The 17811-nt window shown below is 44.1% G+C and carries 18 protein-coding genes and 1 tRNA gene; 9 read left to right on the forward strand and 10 right to left on the reverse strand.

The window, feature by feature from the left end:
* Positions 1–114 precede the first annotated feature (114 nt).
* The 4 genes from ACVBDU_RS09080 (at position 115) to bioB (ending at position 4175) form a co-directional block, all read left to right on the forward strand.
* A complete protein-coding gene (locus tag ACVBDU_RS09080; RefSeq protein WP_447179432.1) occupies positions 115–879 on the forward strand; it encodes an exodeoxyribonuclease III in 765 nt (254 codons plus the stop codon).
* Between the two features lie 12 nt (positions 880–891).
* Positions 892–1851 (forward strand): OmpA family protein, encoded by a 960-nt coding sequence (locus tag ACVBDU_RS09085; protein WP_447179433.1) that lies wholly within the window; start codon positions 892–894, stop codon positions 1849–1851.
* An 84-nt stretch (positions 1852–1935) separates the two neighbouring features.
* Positions 1936–2970 (forward strand): NADP(H)-dependent aldo-keto reductase, encoded by a 1035-nt coding sequence (locus tag ACVBDU_RS09090; protein WP_447179434.1) that lies wholly within the window; start codon positions 1936–1938, stop codon positions 2968–2970.
* A gap of 119 nt (positions 2971–3089) precedes the next feature.
* Positions 3090–4175: a biotin synthase BioB gene (gene bioB / locus ACVBDU_RS09095; RefSeq protein WP_447179435.1), complete on the forward strand. Its 1086-nt coding sequence runs from the start codon at positions 3090–3092 to the stop codon at positions 4173–4175.
* 184 nt (positions 4176–4359) lie between these two features.
* Here bioB and ACVBDU_RS09100 read toward each other — a convergent pair whose 3' ends face one another.
* Positions 4360–5334 carry a zinc metalloprotease gene (locus tag ACVBDU_RS09100; protein ID WP_447179436.1) on the reverse strand — a complete coding sequence of 325 codons (975 nt, stop codon included), beginning with the start codon at positions 5332–5334 and terminating at the stop codon, positions 4360–4362.
* 265 nt (positions 5335–5599) lie between these two features.
* On the opposite strand from ACVBDU_RS09100, the gene ACVBDU_RS09105 reads away from it, so the two are divergent.
* Positions 5600–5681, forward strand: a tRNA-Leu gene (locus ACVBDU_RS09105).
* Between the two features lie 239 nt (positions 5682–5920).
* Here ACVBDU_RS09105 and ACVBDU_RS09110 read toward each other — a convergent pair.
* Positions 5921–7051: a HEPN domain-containing protein gene (locus ACVBDU_RS09110; RefSeq protein ID WP_447179437.1), complete on the reverse strand. Its 1131-nt coding sequence runs from the start codon at positions 7049–7051 to the stop codon at positions 5921–5923.
* Positions 7052–7072: 21 nt separating this feature from the next.
* Here ACVBDU_RS09110 and ACVBDU_RS09115 point away from each other — a divergent pair, with 21 nt between their 5' ends.
* The 3 genes from ACVBDU_RS09115 to ACVBDU_RS09125 all read left to right on the forward strand — a co-directional run bounded on the left by ACVBDU_RS09115 (position 7073) and on the right by ACVBDU_RS09125 (position 8146).
* Positions 7073–7261, forward strand: a complete 189-nt coding sequence (locus ACVBDU_RS09115) for a hypothetical protein (RefSeq protein ID WP_447179438.1) — start codon at positions 7073–7075, stop codon at positions 7259–7261.
* A 269-nt stretch (positions 7262–7530) separates the two neighbouring features.
* Complete coding sequence (locus ACVBDU_RS09120) at positions 7531–7848, forward strand: hypothetical protein (protein WP_447179439.1); 318 nt, start codon at positions 7531–7533, stop codon at positions 7846–7848.
* A gap of 76 nt (positions 7849–7924) precedes the next feature.
* Positions 7925–8146: a helix-turn-helix domain-containing protein gene (locus tag ACVBDU_RS09125; RefSeq protein WP_447179440.1), complete on the forward strand. Its 222-nt coding sequence runs from the start codon at positions 7925–7927 to the stop codon at positions 8144–8146.
* Positions 8147–8617: 471 nt separating this feature from the next.
* On the opposite strand, the gene ACVBDU_RS09130 is transcribed toward ACVBDU_RS09125, so the two are convergent.
* On the reverse strand, positions 8618–9103 hold the full coding sequence (locus ACVBDU_RS09130; protein ID WP_447179441.1) for a hypothetical protein: 486 nt from the start codon (positions 9101–9103) through the stop codon (positions 8618–8620).
* 495 nt (positions 9104–9598) lie between these two features.
* Here ACVBDU_RS09130 and ACVBDU_RS09135 point away from each other — a divergent pair, with 495 nt between their 5' ends.
* Positions 9599–9841, forward strand: coding sequence for a helix-turn-helix domain-containing protein (locus tag ACVBDU_RS09135; RefSeq protein ID WP_447179442.1), 243 nt, complete (start codon positions 9599–9601; stop codon positions 9839–9841).
* Between the two features lie 113 nt (positions 9842–9954).
* Here ACVBDU_RS09135 and ACVBDU_RS09140 read toward each other — a convergent pair whose 3' ends face one another.
* The 7 genes from ACVBDU_RS09140 to ACVBDU_RS09170 form a co-directional block, all read right to left on the reverse strand.
* Positions 9955–11343 carry an MBL fold metallo-hydrolase gene (locus tag ACVBDU_RS09140; protein ID WP_447179443.1) on the reverse strand — a complete coding sequence of 463 codons (1389 nt, stop codon included), beginning with the start codon at positions 11341–11343 and terminating at the stop codon, positions 9955–9957.
* 213 nt (positions 11344–11556) lie between these two features.
* The gene (locus ACVBDU_RS09145; protein ID WP_447179444.1) at positions 11557–12357 is read right to left on the reverse strand and encodes a sulfite exporter TauE/SafE family protein; all 801 of its coding nucleotides are present in this window, start codon (positions 12355–12357) and stop codon (positions 11557–11559) included.
* Positions 12358–12735: 378 nt separating this feature from the next.
* On the reverse strand, positions 12736–13368 hold the full coding sequence (locus ACVBDU_RS09150) for a Crp/Fnr family transcriptional regulator (protein WP_447179445.1): 633 nt from the start codon (positions 13366–13368) through the stop codon (positions 12736–12738).
* Positions 13369–13422: 54 nt separating this feature from the next.
* The gene (locus tag ACVBDU_RS09155; RefSeq protein ID WP_447179446.1) at positions 13423–14601 is read right to left on the reverse strand and encodes an acyl-CoA dehydrogenase family protein; all 1179 of its coding nucleotides are present in this window, start codon (positions 14599–14601) and stop codon (positions 13423–13425) included.
* A gap of 195 nt (positions 14602–14796) precedes the next feature.
* Positions 14797–17184, reverse strand: a complete 2388-nt coding sequence (locus ACVBDU_RS09160) for a GH92 family glycosyl hydrolase (protein WP_447179447.1) — start codon at positions 17182–17184, stop codon at positions 14797–14799.
* Between the two features lie 119 nt (positions 17185–17303).
* Positions 17304–17594 (reverse strand): type II toxin-antitoxin system RelE/ParE family toxin, encoded by a 291-nt coding sequence (locus tag ACVBDU_RS09165; protein WP_447179448.1) that lies wholly within the window; start codon positions 17592–17594, stop codon positions 17304–17306.
* A complete protein-coding gene (locus ACVBDU_RS09170; RefSeq protein WP_447179449.1) occupies positions 17584–17808 on the reverse strand; it encodes a hypothetical protein in 225 nt (74 codons plus the stop codon). Before ACVBDU_RS09170 ends, ACVBDU_RS09165 begins: the two co-directional genes overlap by 11 nt.
* Positions 17809–17811: the final 3 nt, after the last annotated feature.

Below are 17811 nucleotides of genomic sequence, written 5' to 3' on the forward strand. Positions count from 1 at the left end.
CATATATAAATCAGATAAGGCTGTTTCAAAACAATTTTGAAGCAGCCTTAAATTTTATCTCCTGTTTTCACGGAGAAAAACTCCGTATTCTTTAATTTAGCATAAAACAATTTCATGAAGATCATTTCCTATAATGTAAACGGTATACGGGCAGCGCTAACCAAAGGCTTCCTAGACTGGCTGCAAAGCGCTGATCCCGATGTAGTCTGTATCCAGGAAACCAAGGCGAGAATGGACCAGTTAGACCTTTCTCTTTTTGAAAAGGCCGGGTATCCTTATCACTACTGGTTCAGTGCCGAAAAGAAAGGATACAGCGGAGTTGCCATTCTGTCCAAAACACAACCGGACCATGTAGAATTCGGAACGGGGATAGATTATATGGATGCGGAGGGAAGAAATATCCGCGCCGATTTCAATGGTATTTCCGTTATGAGCCTTTACCTGCCCTCCGGGACAAATATCCAACGACTGGATCATAAATTGCAGTACATGGCCGATTTTCAGGAATATATAAACCGGTTAAAACTGGAAAAACCAAACCTGGTCATTTCCGGTGATTACAATATCTGCCACCGTGCCATAGACATCCACGACCCGGTGCGCAATGCCAATGTATCCGGTTTTCTTCCCGTAGAAAGGGACTGGATCGACAATTTTATAAACAGTGGGTTTATAGACAGTTTCCGTCACTTTAGCGCGGAACCGCATAATTATTCGTGGTGGAGTTACCGCGCCAATGCCCGTAACAATAATAAAGGATGGCGTATCGATTATAATATGGTAAGCAAGCCCCTGCAAGAAAACCTGCAAAGGGCCGTTATATTACCAGAGGCAAAGCACAGTGATCATTGCCCTATACTGGTAGAACTGAACGTATAAAAACCTGTAATCATGTTTCGAAATATAATTCTCGGTATCGCCTGTATTTCTCTGGTGTCTTCCTGCGTATCTTCCAAAGTGTATAAAGACCTGGAGAGCCGTTACCATTCCCTAAAAGAGGAAAGAGACACCCTGGCCGGTAAAAACCACGAACTCGAAACCGCAAAGAACCGCCTGGAAAACGAGCTTTCGGCTTTGCAAAAAGTACACGATGACGCCGTTGCGGAACGGGACAGGCTGCAACGGGAATATACGGCAGCAAAAAACAATCTCGAAAACTTACAGGAATCCTACGACGCGCTGGAAAAGAACAGCAGCACGGCCATAGCGGAGAACTCCAAAAAGAACCGGGAACTCCTGGCCGAACTGGAAACCAAAGAAAATGCCCTGGCTGAAGAAAGCGCTCGCCTGGAAGCATTGAAAAAACAACTGGAAACCCGGTCAAAACGGGTAGATGAACTGGAAAGCCTTATCGCTTCCAAAGATGCCGCCATGCAAAAACTGAAAGATGCCGTCTCCCGGGCCCTTCTCGATTTTGAAGGCAACGGATTAACGGTAGAGCAACGGGACGGCAAAGTATATGTTTCCATGGAAAACAAACTGCTGTTCGAAAGCGGAAGCTGGGCCGTAGGTTCGGAAGGGCGAAGGGCTGTTGTGGAACTGGGGAAAGTACTCGCCCAGAACCCCGGTATTTCGGTCCTCATCGAAGGGCATACCGATGATGTGCCTTACAGGGGCAGCGGACAGGTTAAGGACAATTGGGACCTTTCCACAAAAAGAGCTACTGCCATTGTTCAGATACTCCGGGAAAATGCAAGTATCAACCCGCAGAACCTTACTGCTGCCGGAAGAAGCGAATATGCCCCGGTGGCCCCTAACACCAGTACGGAAGGAAAGGCAAAAAACAGGAGAATAGAGGTTATACTCACACCTAAGCTAGACGAAGTATCCAGGTTGCTCAACGAAATATAGTCATCTTTGTAAGAATCAAATGCTCCCGGAAAAGCCTGATCACTACTCTTTTCCGGGTTTATTTTTATAAATCAGAATATTGCTATGAAATACACTACACTACCCAATACCAATATTAAAGTAAGTAAAATATGCCTGGGCACCATGACCTGGGGACAGCAGAATACCGAAGCGGAAGGACATGAACAAATGGATTATGCCCTGGAACAAGGTGTCAATTTTTTTGACACTGCCGAACTCTATCCCGTACCTGCCCGGAAAGAAACCCAGGGAGCTACGGAAGAGATCATAGGCTCCTGGTTCAAAAAGACCGGGAACAGGGACAAGATCATCCTGGCATCCAAAGTAACCGGGCCGGGATATTCCAACCAGCATATCCGGCAGACAGGTTTTCAGAAAGAAGCCATACATAAAGCTATCCATGCCAGCTTACGTCGTCTGCAAACGGACTATATAGACCTTTACCAACTGCATTGGCCGGAACGGAACACCAACTTTTTTGGCAAAAAAGATTATACACATGACGAAAGCGAAGAATGGCAGGACAATTTCGCTGAAATCCTGGAAACCCTTAACGGACTGATCAAAGTAGGTAAAGTGCGCCACATCGGGGTATCTAACGAAACACCTTACGGCGTAATGCGCTTCCTGGAGGAAAGCAAAAAGCACAATCTGCCCGGAATAATAACGGTGCAAAATCCGTATTCCCTGTTAAACCGTCTCTATGAAGTAGGCCTTGCCGAAATATCCATTCGCAAGAACATCGGCCTGTTACCGTATTCTCCCCTGGCTTTCGGGATGCTCAGCGGAAAATATCTGGCCGGAAAACCGGGAAATGCAAGGATAACCTTATTCCCTACTTTTAATCGTTACAGCAATACCCAAGCCACCGAAGCGACCCGCAGATATTACGAACTGGCAAAGAACAACAGTCTGTCGCCCGCTCAAATGGCCCTGGCCTTTATAAATCAGCAACCCTTCGTTACCAGCAATATTATCGGGGCTACCTCTATAGAGCAACTCCGGGAGAACATAGATAGTATCCATATACAGCTGGATGAGACCATAATACGGGAAATAAACACTATTCACAAACAGATACCTAATCCGGCTCCTTAAGCCGAAACGCATCGTCGATATGGAATTTAGCATGTTGTTTCCCGGGGGACAAATCCTTTTTTAGTATTTTTGAACCCGGATAGGGCTAAAGGCGCATTCGCAACTTCAAATTTGAACCTATGAGTGAAATAAGACACAACTGGACCAAAGAAGAAATACTGGAGATATACAACAAACCATTCATGGAATTGCTTTACGATGCCGCTACGGTGCACCGTAAACATCACGATCCGAATACCGTACAGGTTTCCACGCTCCTATCCATAAAAACAGGGGGATGCCCCGAAGATTGCGGTTATTGTCCTCAGGCAGCACGTTATCACACCGATATAGAAGGCAACGACCTGATGAGTGTTCAGCAGGTAAAAGCACAGGCCCTCCGGGCAAAATCCGCCGGAAGTTCCAGGGTATGCATGGGGGCCGCCTGGAGAAATGTAAAAGACGGACCGGAATTCGATGAAGTGCTGGAAATGGTACGTACCATAAACAAACTGGAAATGGAAGTGTGCTGTACCCTGGGCATGATTACCGAGAACCAGGCGCAAAGACTGGCCGAAGCCGGTTTATATGCGTATAACCACAACCTGGACACTTCCGAAGAATATTATAAAGAAGTCATTTCCACCAGGGGATACGAAGATCGTTTACAGACCATAGAAAACGTACGCAAAACCAATGTTACGGTTTGTAGCGGGGGTATTATCGGAATGGGAGAAAGCGCTGGAGACCGGGCCGGAATGCTGGTTGCCCTTTCTACTCTCGATCCGCAACCGGAATCCGTACCTATCAATGCCCTGGTAGCTGTAGAAGGCACCCCCATGGAAGACCAGGAGCCGGTGGAAATATGGGAAATGATACGCATGGTAGCCACTGCCCGTATTGTAATGCCCAAGACCCAGGTTCGCCTTTCGGCCGGGAGAACAAGTATGAGCAGGGAAGGACAGGCCATGTGCTTCTTTGCCGGTGCGAATTCCATTTTTGCCGGGGATAAACTGCTCACCACCCCCAACCCGGATGTCCATGAAGATATGCAGATGTTCCGCGCATTGGGACTCAATCCGCAAAAACCCTTTACACAGAAAGATCAGCCCCAGACCGTGGAAGCCGAAAATTCCCTGTTCCATCCCCTGGGAGAAAAACCCAAATGGAGCAGACCGGGCCATATGATTCCCCGTAATGAAATAGCTAAACAAAAAAGTAAATAAATCAACTACCTCGGGCCAAGCCCGCGAGGTATTTAAATGAACAAACCTTAGTCATTTCGATGCAGAGCATCGGGGAATAAAACCCATTTAATGGGATTTAAGCAAAACGGCAGGCTATAAAATCGCAATAAAAAACCATCCGGAATCCGGATGGTTTTTTCGTGATATAATAAGGCTACCGGGATTATTGGGCCATTGTTTGCCGGAATCCTCCTGCTGTGAATACCGCCATCATCCGGTCTTTCTGTCCTTCAGTAAACATATTCAGACATTCATCATCGGAATAGTCCATAAAGTTCATGGTCATGTTATTACTTCCACAAGCAACTGTCGGATAAACAGGGCATCCTCTGCTTGGCCCGTCCGCATCCGGAGTATCACTTACAAAATCGCTGGCGCCACAACCACCGTCACCCCATATATGACGAAGGTTTAACCAATGCCCTACCTCGTGTGTTGCCGTTCTACCTGTAGAATACTGCGTATCTCCTGTGAATCTGTGATCTAATACCACACCGTCCGTAGACCAGTCCCCTCCCGGGAATTGCGCATATCCGAGAATATTTCCACCACGGTAAGGCATGTTATTCACCACCCATATATTTAAAAATTCCTGTGGATTCACTACATCACTGCCCCCGCTTGAGGTAAATTTCATAGAATCATCCGGTCTCCACTGACGTTTATTGCTGTTCACCCGGATCACCTGTTCCAAAGTAAAACGGATGTTTATATCAGATTCGACAGTAGCAAATTCAGCCGGGATGCCATTCCTTCCCGGGTTGTTAAGATTAAAATCCTCGTTGAGCGCATTTATCTGGGATTGTAATTGCGCATCCGGTATATTCTCACTTTCTGCCCTGTAGATAACATGAAAGACCACGGGGATTTCAATAACCCCATCTGCGGCCAATCTACTTGTTAATTTATTCTTAATTGCTTCTTTAGTATGAAACTCTACGGATTCCATCCGGGATGCCAATTCCGGATTCTCTTCTAATTTCTCATCAAGAACCCCCATAGTACCACATTGATCCTTAGATACGGTAAACTCTTGTTTTTCAGGAGACAGATTTTGCTCATCTACTTCACTTACAGAATTTTCACACGAAGTTAAGACTAAAGCCATTGCAGCTAAACCCAAAAATACTTTTCTCATAAATTAAAGATTTATTGTTAATGTTTTGTTAATGCAATTATACAAATTTTTAACAAAAAACATGCGTAATGTTTATTTTTTTATTTTCTGTCTCCGGAATTACCTTATAAATGAGGTGTTTTTTTTTCCCTTACGGTACGCCAATAAAGTTCTCCCATCCTATTACTCAAAAGCTATAAACCCACTTACCGATTCATATTTTTTAATCAGTTCTTAAAAAAAGTCTTTCCGGTTAGATTTAATTTATTAGTTTTGCAATCCATTTGCCTCGGTGGCGGAATTGGTAGACGCGCCGGATTCAAAATCCGGTTCTTTCGGGAGTGTGGGTTCGATTCCCACCCGAGGTACAAGAAAACCCTGTGAAACGTTTGTTTTACAGGGTTTTTTGCTTTTCAAGGATTATAAATATACCGCAAAAGTACCCGGATTTTCCTGTATCTTACTTAAGGTCAACAAATAAAGATGATAACCAGGACGGTCATCACCAAAGTCCCGGCTATGATTCCAAAAAGAAAACAGGTCAGGGGTAAACAGAGCCACCGTGTTGTCTTTAGCTCTTCTGTGCTTTTGGTAGGTTTAGACATGATTAGTCTTTCAAAAGTTCATGTATTCCGCCGGAGGCTTCTACCAGGTTTTCAAAAAGCTCCATTTCATCATGGGGTAAAAGCTGTATGGCAAGCTCCAGTGTTTGCTGAATATTAACGTTCGGTTGCGGGATTTGCGGCGAAAAACTACCATCCGCATATGCCGAAGCTATTACACAAACCTTAAGCATACTACTCACCGTATACAGTATATCTGCCGGGCCATAGATAAAAATATCTGCCTTGTACCAGAGCCTTCCCGGATTTTTCCCTATTTTTTGGTAGTTCCGCTTAGCCAACCGTTTTAAGCGGTCGGTAATCCCGGTATTCCCCCCGGTCTCTTTACCCGGCAATGCTTCCACCATCTTTTTGCAGCCATAAAACCGGGAGTAGAATTCTCTTTCTACCAAAGCCAGTACCTTTTCCAGCTTGGCTTGCAAGACGGCGATCTGCTCCGGGCTGATATGGTAACCCCGATCGTAACGAACATCCCGGTAAGCGATGTCGAGTAGTTTTAGCAATGGTGTTTCCTGTTCATTTTCCGGCGAAAATAGCTGTTCCAGTTCCCGGACAAAAGGGCGTATATATTCCTGGTGATTGGCAATGCTGTGGCATACCTTTTCCTTGCCCATAGCAAATAACTCCACGGTGCGGTAAGCCAGTTCAAAAGCCTGGTGCAGCATAAAGGCCGCCTGTGGTAAATTTTCCTTTTCCAGGTAAAACCGCGCACCATCCCTGAAATCTACAACTTTGCCGTATTCTTTTTGAAAGAAGGTTTTGGCCTTGTCGAATACCCGTTTCATCTCCACAGCAGGCAGCAAACCCGGTGCTTTCGCTCCCGGGGCGGAATAGTGCAGGTGCTTTGGCAAACAGGCGTGCAGGAAAAAGATATTCCCTTGCGCCAATTGTGCTTTGGCGTAGCTTTCCGGGTATATTCTGTACAGGTATTGCGGATGCTCTGCAAAAATGGCGGATACCGAAGGGAGATCGCCTTTAGGCTTGTCCGCATCTTTTTGGATAACCAGTAGACAGTTTTTTCGTGCCCCCTGTACTTCCACCCCAAACGTGTAGATATACTGCACCTCCAAAAGAGGTACTATTTCATGGATAATTTGTTCTATACATGATTTCATAAGCCAATAATTTTAAGATGAATGAAAAAGTATAGAGGTAGTATATGGGTGAGGCAGTGTGTTAAAGAAAGGAAAAGGCGTCCCTCTTCCTCTCCATACTACCTCAAAAATAACAGGGCAAACACCCTGTTTGCTTTAGCATGCGAAAATTCTACAAGTGCAATCAAAGCTTTGGCTATAGAGAAAGAAGAGTTACCTGAAAATAAATAGGCGTGGAACTCAACTTAAGGCCTTTGAGGTACTGGTATACCCTGGAAACGATAAGAGAGCCCACGCCATGGTCGTGAGCAAATCTACTTATCATCTCGTTTCCATAAAAATTACCAGTTTTCAAAGGCGAGATTCAAAGCAATTGCTTCTAATATTTTCTATAAGAAGTGTCGCAAATATATGTTTATCTAAAACAAATATAATAAAAATATTAGAAATGAGAGTGAAGACTCTCAAAAAAGAAATGAATAATAGTTTCTTTTGTTATTATGGCTAGTGAAAACCAACAACAAAGCAGTGCTTCAAGGAAGTTAAAAAAGATATTTCAAGTAGATAAATATGTGTGCAAGTATCTTACCGATGAGTGGTTTTCGGACGGTAAATCATTACGGGAATATGGTAAATTGTATGGTGTAAATTATCATGTTATTGAAAAGATAATTCAAGAAGACGGCTATAATATTCCTTTGAATACTCTAAATACTATATGTTTCAATAAAGGAATAAAACTTTCAGATTTTTTTATCATGGTAGAAAAAAAGTATGGTAATCTTATAGATGATACCTTTGTGGTTAAGAAGAATTAAATCAATATAGCTCCTATCCTTGAATGGACTGTACTTCTTTACTAAAAATGTAAATTGCATTCCAAACACGAATTTAATGACCAAATTAGGCCTCTACCTTGCTAAGAAATCGGTAAACAGATCTGACGTATCTCGCAAAACTGGAATCAGCAAAACCAGGTTGAGTGAACTCTCCAATAATGAAAAAACGCAACTCAGAGTAGAAGAGTTGTACCTTATTGCATTGGCTATTGATGTAGATCCATGTGAAATACTCCATGAGATTTGTAAAGACATTAAGCTATTATCTAAAGAATAACTCCAGAAAATCCCCCTGTAAAACATCAAAACGATGCTTCCTTACGCTCAAAAAATATTCTGTTTAGGTAAAACAATGTCCCTTTTAACTAAAAACAACCCATTTTTAGCCAAAATAATATTCCGTTTAGCTTCCGTAAGCCAAATTTGGATCAATTCCATACAAATTTTAGCCGTTTCGGCTAAACAGAACTTCGTTTTACCCTAACGGGAGATCATTTTGGCTAAACGGGACATTGTTTTACCTAAACGGGAGATCATTTCAGCCAAACGGGACATCGTTTTACCTAAACCGGTAGTGGTTTTACCTAAACAGGACATTGTTTTGCCTAAACCGAACATGGACCGGGTTAAACCTTTTCCTGCCTAATGCAAACGGCAACCGTTTAAAGCTAAACGATTGCCGTGATTGTGCAAAACTTAAGGTATTTACGCCTAATGTTTAGGTTGTTTACCTAAAAGAAAGGGCGTGTTACGGTGTGTTACCTTCGTCTCCTTCCTGCGCTGTTGGCCTGGTGCGTGGAAAAAACTGTTTGAGTTCTGCCACTTTTTCGGTATGCCCGTTTTCTCCCGCTCCTCTTTTGTACTGGGCATAGCCGTAGTCTATAAGCGCATCGCGGTAGTTGTCATAATCGTGCATTTTTTTGGTGCTCTCCATCTGGTATATTACCCTGTTGAGCCTTTCCGCACGGGTTTCCAGGAAGTGACGGGCCTGGTAGTCTTTTTCAAAATCGACCCAATCCACTTCCGGGGCGCTCAGGTTGGGACTATTGTGATAATAGTCGCGTACCTTGTTTACCAGGAGTTTGTTTTGTTCGTTGATAGAGCCGTACTGTGAGCGCTGGGCCTCGGTAAGTGCGGCCAGTTTGCCTTCTATCAGGCTTTCCAGTTGCGCAATTAAACTGTCTACCTCATTTTGATCTTTTTGAGTGAGCTTAGATTGGATTACGTTTCTCATAATATTGCTTTTTGAGAAGTTAAACAATTGGTTTTTAGTATATTGATTTCGCAATGTATAAAAACCCCTCAAAACGATATTACGGAAAACCACAATAACTCCAATTTTAACAATATTTTATAAATCTACAGAAGAAAAACAGGAACAGGGAATCCGCACACATTGTCCAAATCCACGCTACGCTATACTTCAAAAAAAAGAGGTTGACCACGAAGGCAACCTCTTTACTACTGCTCTACATAGGATACCCCTACCCTTATGCAAAAGCAACTTCATAGACGATTAAAACAAAACCATCCCGTTAGACCATTTGGGATAATAAGAACGTGTTTTGCATCCGAAAGTCTATGTTCTCCAAACAACCTAAATCTTTATATCGGTGTGTTGTAACACATTACTATTCTTCTATAAGATACAAATATATACAAAAAACATAAAAACTAACCATATATCGTTAGAAAGAGGTGCGAAAATTTTTGGACTTTTCTCTAATCTATGGATAAACCAACTTTTAATCATCTTTTGGGAGGCTTTATCCGGTCTAAACGTGAAGAAATAGGCTGGACGCAGTCCGACCTGGCTTCGCGCATAGGCAATAACTCCCAGAATGTTTCTGCCATAGAACGGGGTATCGTAAGTCCAACATTATTCTGGTGCAGCGAAATCCTGGCTCCTGCCTTAAATATGACCTCCATAGACTTCTTAACCGAATTTGAAAAATTCAAACAAGCCAAGTAAGCTGCACTCTCTTTTTCGCAAACTATCTGTATTTTATATCCATAGCACAAAAAAAGACCGCTCCTGACAGAAACGGCCTTCCCAATCCTTATTATTCCAATACTGGTAATGTGTTACACGGTGATATCCACATCGGCTTCCCGGATGGCGCCGAATCCCCCGGACACATCTGCAAAATTGTGGATTCCCCTGCTTTTCAGAATAGACGCGGCGATCATGGAGCGGTACCCCCCGGCGCAATGGATGTAGAACTTTCCGCTTTCGGGGAATTCCGTCAAATGATCATTGAGATAATCCAGGGACGTTAAATGCGCTCCTTTTACGTGGCCGGATTCATACTCGGTTTCTTTGCGTACATCAAAAACGGGCACTTCCGCTTTCTTTTGCATTTCCTTTAATTCTTCCGCGGTAACGGAGTTCACCGTATCGTATTCCCTGCCGTCCTCTTTCCATGCTTCAAAACCTCCACCCAGATATCCTAGGGTATTGTCAAAACCAACACGGGAAAGCCTTGTAACGGTCTCTTCTTCCCTTCCTTCGGGCGTAACCAGTAATATGGGCTGGGCCGTATCCATAATAAGCGCTCCTACCCAGGGTGCGAAACTCCCGTCAATGCCTATAAATATAGACCGGGGAATGTGTCCTTTTTCAAAATCACATTGGTGCCGTACATCCAGCACTACAGCGCCGGTTTTGTTTGCCAAAGCCTCGAACTCCGAAGGGTTTAACGGGCTGGCACCACGTTTCAGCACCTCATCGATATCCGCGTATCCTTCCTTGTTCATCCGCACGTTATGCGGAAAATATAGCGGCGGAGGCAACAGGCCTTCAGTTACTTCTTTGATAAATTCTTCACGGGTCATATCTTCCCGGAGCGCATAGTTTACTTCTTTCTGATTGCCGAGAGTATCTACGGTTTCCTTCATCATGTTCTTACCACAGGCCGATCCTGCTCCGTGACCGGGGTATACAATGACACTATCCTCCAAAGGCATAATTTTTTCGCGCAGGCTGTCATAAAGCAACCCCGCCAGTTCTTCCTGGGTCATGTGGGCCGCCTTTTGCGCCAGGTCCGGTCTTCCCACGTCTCCCAGGAAGAGGGTATCGCCGCTGAAAATGGCGTAATCTTTTCCGTCTTTATCCCTAAGGAGATACGTGGTACTTTCCATCGTGTGGCCGGGCGTGTGCAATGCCACGATAGTTATTTCACCGAGAGGAAATTCCTGCCCGTCTTCTGCTATAATCGATTCAAAATCCGGGTTTGCGGTGGGGCCATAAACAATGGGGGCTCCTGTTTCCCTGGACAAGGTAACATGTCCGCTTACAAAATCGGCGTGAAAATGGGTTTCGAAAATGTATTTGATCTTCGCCCCGTTCTTTTCCGCTTTTTCTATATAAGGGTGTACTTCCCGAAGAGGATCTATAATTGCCACCTCGCCTTTGCTCTCTATATAGTAAGCTCCCTGGGCAAGGCATCCGGTATATATTTGTTCTACTTTCATGTGTTTATTTTTATCGTTTTTTAATGGTCAGACGGAACCCCTGCCGGCAGGCAGGTTTAATGCTTAAAATAATCGTTATCCGTATGTTTAAAGATTATCTTTAATCCTGTCGGTTTCATCATACAAATTTAACAGGTTGTTTTTTCTTTCTCCATATAACCGGGCCAAATTACTATCCTGGCTCGGGATGTTATATGACTTTTATCACTTATCTTATAAATGTGTAAACTCTTCTATGAGGATGTATACAGCCATGACCAGTACAAACCAGCCAAAGCCTTTTTTCAGTTTCTTCCCATCGGCTTTGCCGGAAAGGTAACTACCTGCAAATATCCCTGCAATGGCTATTCCTGTAAAAATGAGCAGCAGGTTCCAGTCTATTTGCATTACACCGACATCTCCGGCAAAACCTACGATGGAATTAATAGATATGATAAGCAAGGAAGTGGCTACTGCTTTTTTCATGGGCAGTTTGGCAAAAAGTACCAGGGCGGGAATAATAAGAAAACCACCCCCGGCTCCCACAAAACCGGCAACAACGCCTACCAGTATCCCTTCCAGAAAAAGAATGTGATAGTGATAATCGGATACATTGGTAATAATATTTTTTTTCTTGTTGCGCAGCATGGAAATAGAGGTAATGAGCATTATTACAGCAAAAAATACCATAATAACGTGGTCTTTGGTAACCTCCGTTTCGCCGACAGAGAAAAGGTTGTGTGGAATAGCGGGCATAACAAACCTTCGCATTATATAAACCACTACAAAAGCAGGGAAGGCAAACACAAAAGCTGTTCTAACCTGTACCAGTTTTTTCCGCATGTTGATGAACGCACCGATAAGCGAAGATACTCCGACGACAAAAAGGGAATAACCCGTAGCCGTGGCCGGGCTGACCCCCATTAGGTAAACGAGGACAGGAACCGTTAAAATAGACCCCCCTCCACCGATAAGGCCAAGAATTACGCCTATGAGAAGAGCTCCTATGTAACCCGATATCTGGAGAATATCCATAATGCTGTACTTACAATTTGCTACAAAAGTAAGATATCCGGAAGAGGTAATCGGTAACAAAGGTTACATGGTAGGGCAAACACACTATATATAGAAAATTCCGGGTTCGGTGAAAAGTTAAAAACAGTTTTTTAGTCCCGATATATATCGGGATGGAGTTCGGAGTTGATGAGTTTAGGACTGAAACTAAACTACAGGCTTTAAGTCCTACAGCGTTTTAATGTCCGGTTAGAGAGAGAAACAACTCTGGATAACCTGTTCCAGGTTTTAGCTTTTAATGTGCTCATAAAAAGAGTACCTCCAAAACTCAGAACTCATCAACTCCAAAACTCCTTAATTTTTAAGATGCGTTGCCCCGAGTTATACTATCTCAACCCATTATAAGTCTATAACTTTAATACTGTTTCGGAACAACTGTATTTTCCCCTGGTTTTCTAGTTTTTTCAGCAACCTGGATATCACCACCCTCGAGGTATTCAGGTCCCGCGCTATGTCCTGGTGGGTGGTCTGGATGACATCATCATGGGCTATCATGGCTTTGTCCCTGAGATGGCGCAGCAGGCGTTCATCCATTTTAAGGAAGGCAATAGAATCGATCGTATCCAGCATTTCCATAAGCCTGTCGTGATAACTCTGCAGAATAAACTGGCGCCAGCTTTTATAGGTCGCCATCCAGCTTTCCATTTTTTCTACCGGTATCATAACGAGCTCCGTATCGGTTTCAGCTACGGCCCGGATCTCACTTTTAGCGAGCCCAACACAACAGGAAAGGGTCATGGCACAGGTATCTCCCCTTTCTATAAAATAGAGTACCAGTTCGTTCCCCTTTTCATCTTCACGTAAAATTTTTATGGCCCCTTCCAGAATAAGCGGCATACCCTTTATAGGTTCCCCGATATCCATAAGCTGGAAACCTTCGGGTACTTTTTTCAGCTGACCTACCCGGTTTATCTCCTCCAGGAGAGGGGCTTCGAAGAGGTAACCGTAATTTTGTTTCAAGGCTTCTATCATGCACCTAAGATAAACAATAATTGGTGTTGAGCTATAGCCGCAATGACACCGGTTTTATTTAAAAGCGTTGAAGCCTGTAATATCTGCCCCGGTAATTAGCAGGTGTATATCGTGCGTACCTTCGTAAGTGATCACGCTTTCGAGGTTCATCATATGGCGCATAATACTGTATTCTCCCGTAATTCCCATACCTCCGAGCACCTGTCTTGCTTCACGGGCTATGTTTATGGCCATTTCCACATTGTTCCGTTTTGCCATGGATATTTGCGCCGTAGTGGCCTTTCCCTCGTTTCGCAATACTCCGAGCCGCCATGCCAGTAATTGTGCCTTGGTGATCTCCGTGATCATTTCAGCCAGTTTTTTCTGTTGCAATTGGGTAGCCGCAATGGGTTTATCGAACTGAACTCGTTCTTTGGCATAACGAAGAGCCGTATCGTAGCAGTCCATCGCCGCTCCTATTGCTCCCCAGGCGATGCCGTAACGGGCAGAATCCAGGCAGCCCAGGGGTGCCCCGAGCCCGCTTTTTCCCGGCAGAAGGTTTTCTTTGGGTATTTTTACATTATCAAATATGAGTTCCCCGGTGGCCGAAGCCCGGAGCGACCACTTGTTATGTGTTTCCGGTGTGGTGAATCCTTGCATGCCACGCTCCACAATAAGACCGTGTATCCTTCCGCCTTCATCTTTTGCCCAGACTATAGCAATATCCGCGAAAGGCGCGTTGGATATCCACAGTTTGGCCCCGTTGAGCAACAGATGATCTCCTTTGTCCTTAAAATTGGTAACCATACCTCCCGGGTTGGAACCGAAGTCAGGCTCCGTAAGCCCGAAACAGCCCATAAATTCTCCGGATGCAAGCTTAGGCAAGTATTTTTTACGCTGTTCTTCACTACCGTATTTCCATATGGGGTACATCACCAGGGAAGACTGTACGGAAGCCGTAGACCGAATGCCGCTGTCTCCTCTTTCTATCTCCTGCATGATAAGCCCGTAACTGATCTGGTCAAGGCCCGCACCTCCGTATTCCTCGGGAATATAGGGTCCGAAAGCACCTATTTCGGCCAAACCGCCGATAAGTTGCTTCGGAAATTCCGCACGTTGTGCATATTCTTCTATAACAGGCGATATCTCCCGCTTCACCCAATCGCGGGAAGCGGAACGTACCAGTTTTTGTTCTTCCGACAAAAGATCATCCAATTGGTAATAGTCCGGGGCTTCAAAGAGGTCTGGTCTCATGTATTAATGATTAAATTACCCTTCAAATATATCTAATGAAATATAACATCACAAGGTTTATTTGTTATATTTATTAAACAACATGTCTCCGATGCGCCATACACTATAGATTTTGCGGGGGTACAAACAAAAACACCTCCAGATTCCTGAAGGACCGGAGGTGTTTTATTTCTGATAATAAAAAGGTGAAGAAGCTTATTTATACAACTCTTTATTGGGGTTATCCGTCATATAAAAGATTAATTTTCCTCCTTTGAGGATATCGCTGTGTTTCAGAAAAGGTTTCTTTAATGTCTCCCCGTTGAATTCCGCCTTTTCCACAAACACATTTTTTTCTGACTGGTTCTCTGCTACGATTTCCAGTGTATTTCCATTTTCCATATGAATATTGGCGTGTTTTACGGAGGGGCTGCCCAGTGCATAATCTTCGGAGCCGGGAGCCACCGGATAAAATCCTAAAGTACTGAATATATACCAGGCGCTCATCTGTCCGAAATCGTCATTTCCACCGAGACCGTCTTCACCGGTCTGGTACATTGCTTTCAGGATCATCCGTATTTTATCCTGCGATTTCCACGGCGTATCCGTCCAGTTATACAGGTATACCACATGATGTGAAGGTTCGTTGCCATGCACATAGTTACCGATGATGCCTTCCCTGGAAATATCTTCGGTCTTTTCGAAATATTTATCGGGGAGTTCCATGGTAAAGAGGGAATCCAGTCGCTCCGAAAAGCGTTCTTTTCCTCCCATCATGTCTATCATGGTAGCGGGATCGTGTGGCACGTAAAGGCTGTAATTCCAGGAATTCCCTTCTATGAATCCCTGTCCGTGAGTATCCAGCGGATCAAACTCTTTTTTGAAACTACCGTCACTTAATTTCGGACGCATAAAGCCGGATGCCTTGTCATAGACATTCTTATAATTCTCCGATCTCTTGATGAATTCCTGGTAAATATCCTCTTTACCCAGCTTCTTTGCCGCCTGTGCTATAGCCCAGTCATCATAAGCGTATTCCAGGGTTTTGGATACGGAAGCACCGTTTTTGTCTTCCGCCACATACCCCATATCCAGATAGTATTGCAATCCGTCATAATACCTGGTACGTGCAGTTTGCACACAGGCTTCCAAAGCATGTTCCACATCAAAATCCGCATTCCCCTTCACGATGGCATCGGCAATAACCGAAACGCTATGGTAGCCTATCATACACCAGTTTTCATTGGCGTAGTGCGACCAAACGGGCAGCATAGGATGTACACTCTGATCGTAGTGAGCGAGCATGGATTGCACCATATCTGCATTCCTTTCGGTCTGCATCAGGTTAAACAACGGGTGTAATGCGCGATAGGTATCCCACAGGGAAAAGCTGGTGTAATTGGTAAAATCCTTCGCCTGGTGAATGTTCATATCCAGACCGCGGTATTTTCCGTCTACATCCATGTATTCCGTTGGCCCGAGGAAAGCATGGTACATGGCTGTGTAAAAATTGACCATATCCTCTTCGGAAGTGGTTTCTACGACAGCCTTGTTCAGTTCCTTGTTCCACAATTCCCGGCCTTTCTTTTTCACCTGTTCAAAATCCCAGTGTGGGATTTCGGCTTTCATATTGGTTACGGCACCCTCGGTACTTACCGGGGAAATGGCAAACTTTATTTTTATCTTTTCGTCTTTCTCCGTTTTAAAGTCGAAATACGTTCTCAGCTTTTCCCCGGCCATTTCGGGGAAATTCTCCTCCTGGTTGAATTTTCTCCAGAAGCCTTTGTACACGTTGTCGTCATAATTGGCCTGTCCGTATTTGACGAACGGTTTACTGAAAGACATAGCAAAATACACTTTACGGGTGCGGGCCCATCCGTTGGTCTGCCGGAAACCGGTGACCAGGGTATCGTTTTCCACCCGGACGAAAGTCCATACATTCTTCTCATCGTAATTATAGATCCCCGCCATCAGGTCGAGAACAATATGTGCTTCGTCCGATTCGGGAAAGGTATACTGGTGCATTCCCACCCTGCTGCTCGCAGTGAGTTCGGCTTTTATATCATAATCTTCCAGTTGCACACTGTAATACGCCGGTTCGGCCGTTTCCGTATTGTGAGAGAAAGCCGAACGGTAGCCGTTTTCGGGTTTATCCGCTGTTCCGGGATTCAGCTGCAATTTTCCTGTGGTCGGCATAATCAGGAAATCGCCCAGGTCGGAATGCCCGGTACCGCTGAAATGGGTATGACTGAAGCCTACGATTGTTTTATCGTCATACTGGTATCCGGCACAATATTTATATACATCCGGGTTATACCTGCCATTTACGGCATAGGGAATCGTATCGGTATCGGGACTTAATTGTACGCTTCCGAAAGGTACGGTTGCCCCGGGATAGGTATGCCCCATTTTGGCTGTGCCTATCATGGGGTCCACGTAGCGGGCGAGGTCCTCCAAAGCAGGATCATTATTTGCTTCGTCAACAGGTATTGCATCCTTCTTCCCGATATTACACCCTTCTAAAAGAAAGAATAAAATCATCAGAATAGCCATAGGAATCCCCTGCGTGCTATGTTTTATTAAAATTGATATATTATTTTGCATTTTATTAAAATTTCAAACATTTATTTGCTGTTTACAATACCCATTTGATCTAAGAAGGCATTAATACCAGTCCGTAAAAAAACCAACCCCTAAAATGGAGTTGGTTTATACAGGATTATTTATTTGGCTTTTTTTTGCGGATCCCGGTGTGTATTGAAAACAGTATAGACGACAACAGTATCTGCCAGTATTTCATAGATAATTACAAACGGAAAACTCCTGATGTACACTTCGCGATAGGGCTTTCTCCTTATTTGATAGTGTTCCGGGTTTTGCTCTATTTCCGTCACATATTTCTCTACTTCATCCATAAACTTTTTACCCAGGCCCGGACTTTTGGATTCATACCATGAAATGGCCTCTGCCATATCGTATTCAGCCCTGGGTTTTATCAACAGCTTATAAGCCATACTTTTGCTGCAACCTGGCTTTTACTTCCTCCCACTCATAAGAAGGCGTTTCTTCATTTAAATGCCTTGTTCTTTCTTTATCCAATTCATCATATATCGTATCCGGCACCTCCGGATTTTCTGTCAGGATATCCCGGATCTTTTGCAGAATAGATGCACTTTTTGTGTGCAGCAAAAGGTCTATGAGCTCAAGTTTAAGCAGTTGTACGTCCATTTT

The sequence above is a fragment of the Sinomicrobium endophyticum genome (assembly GCF_052983315.1).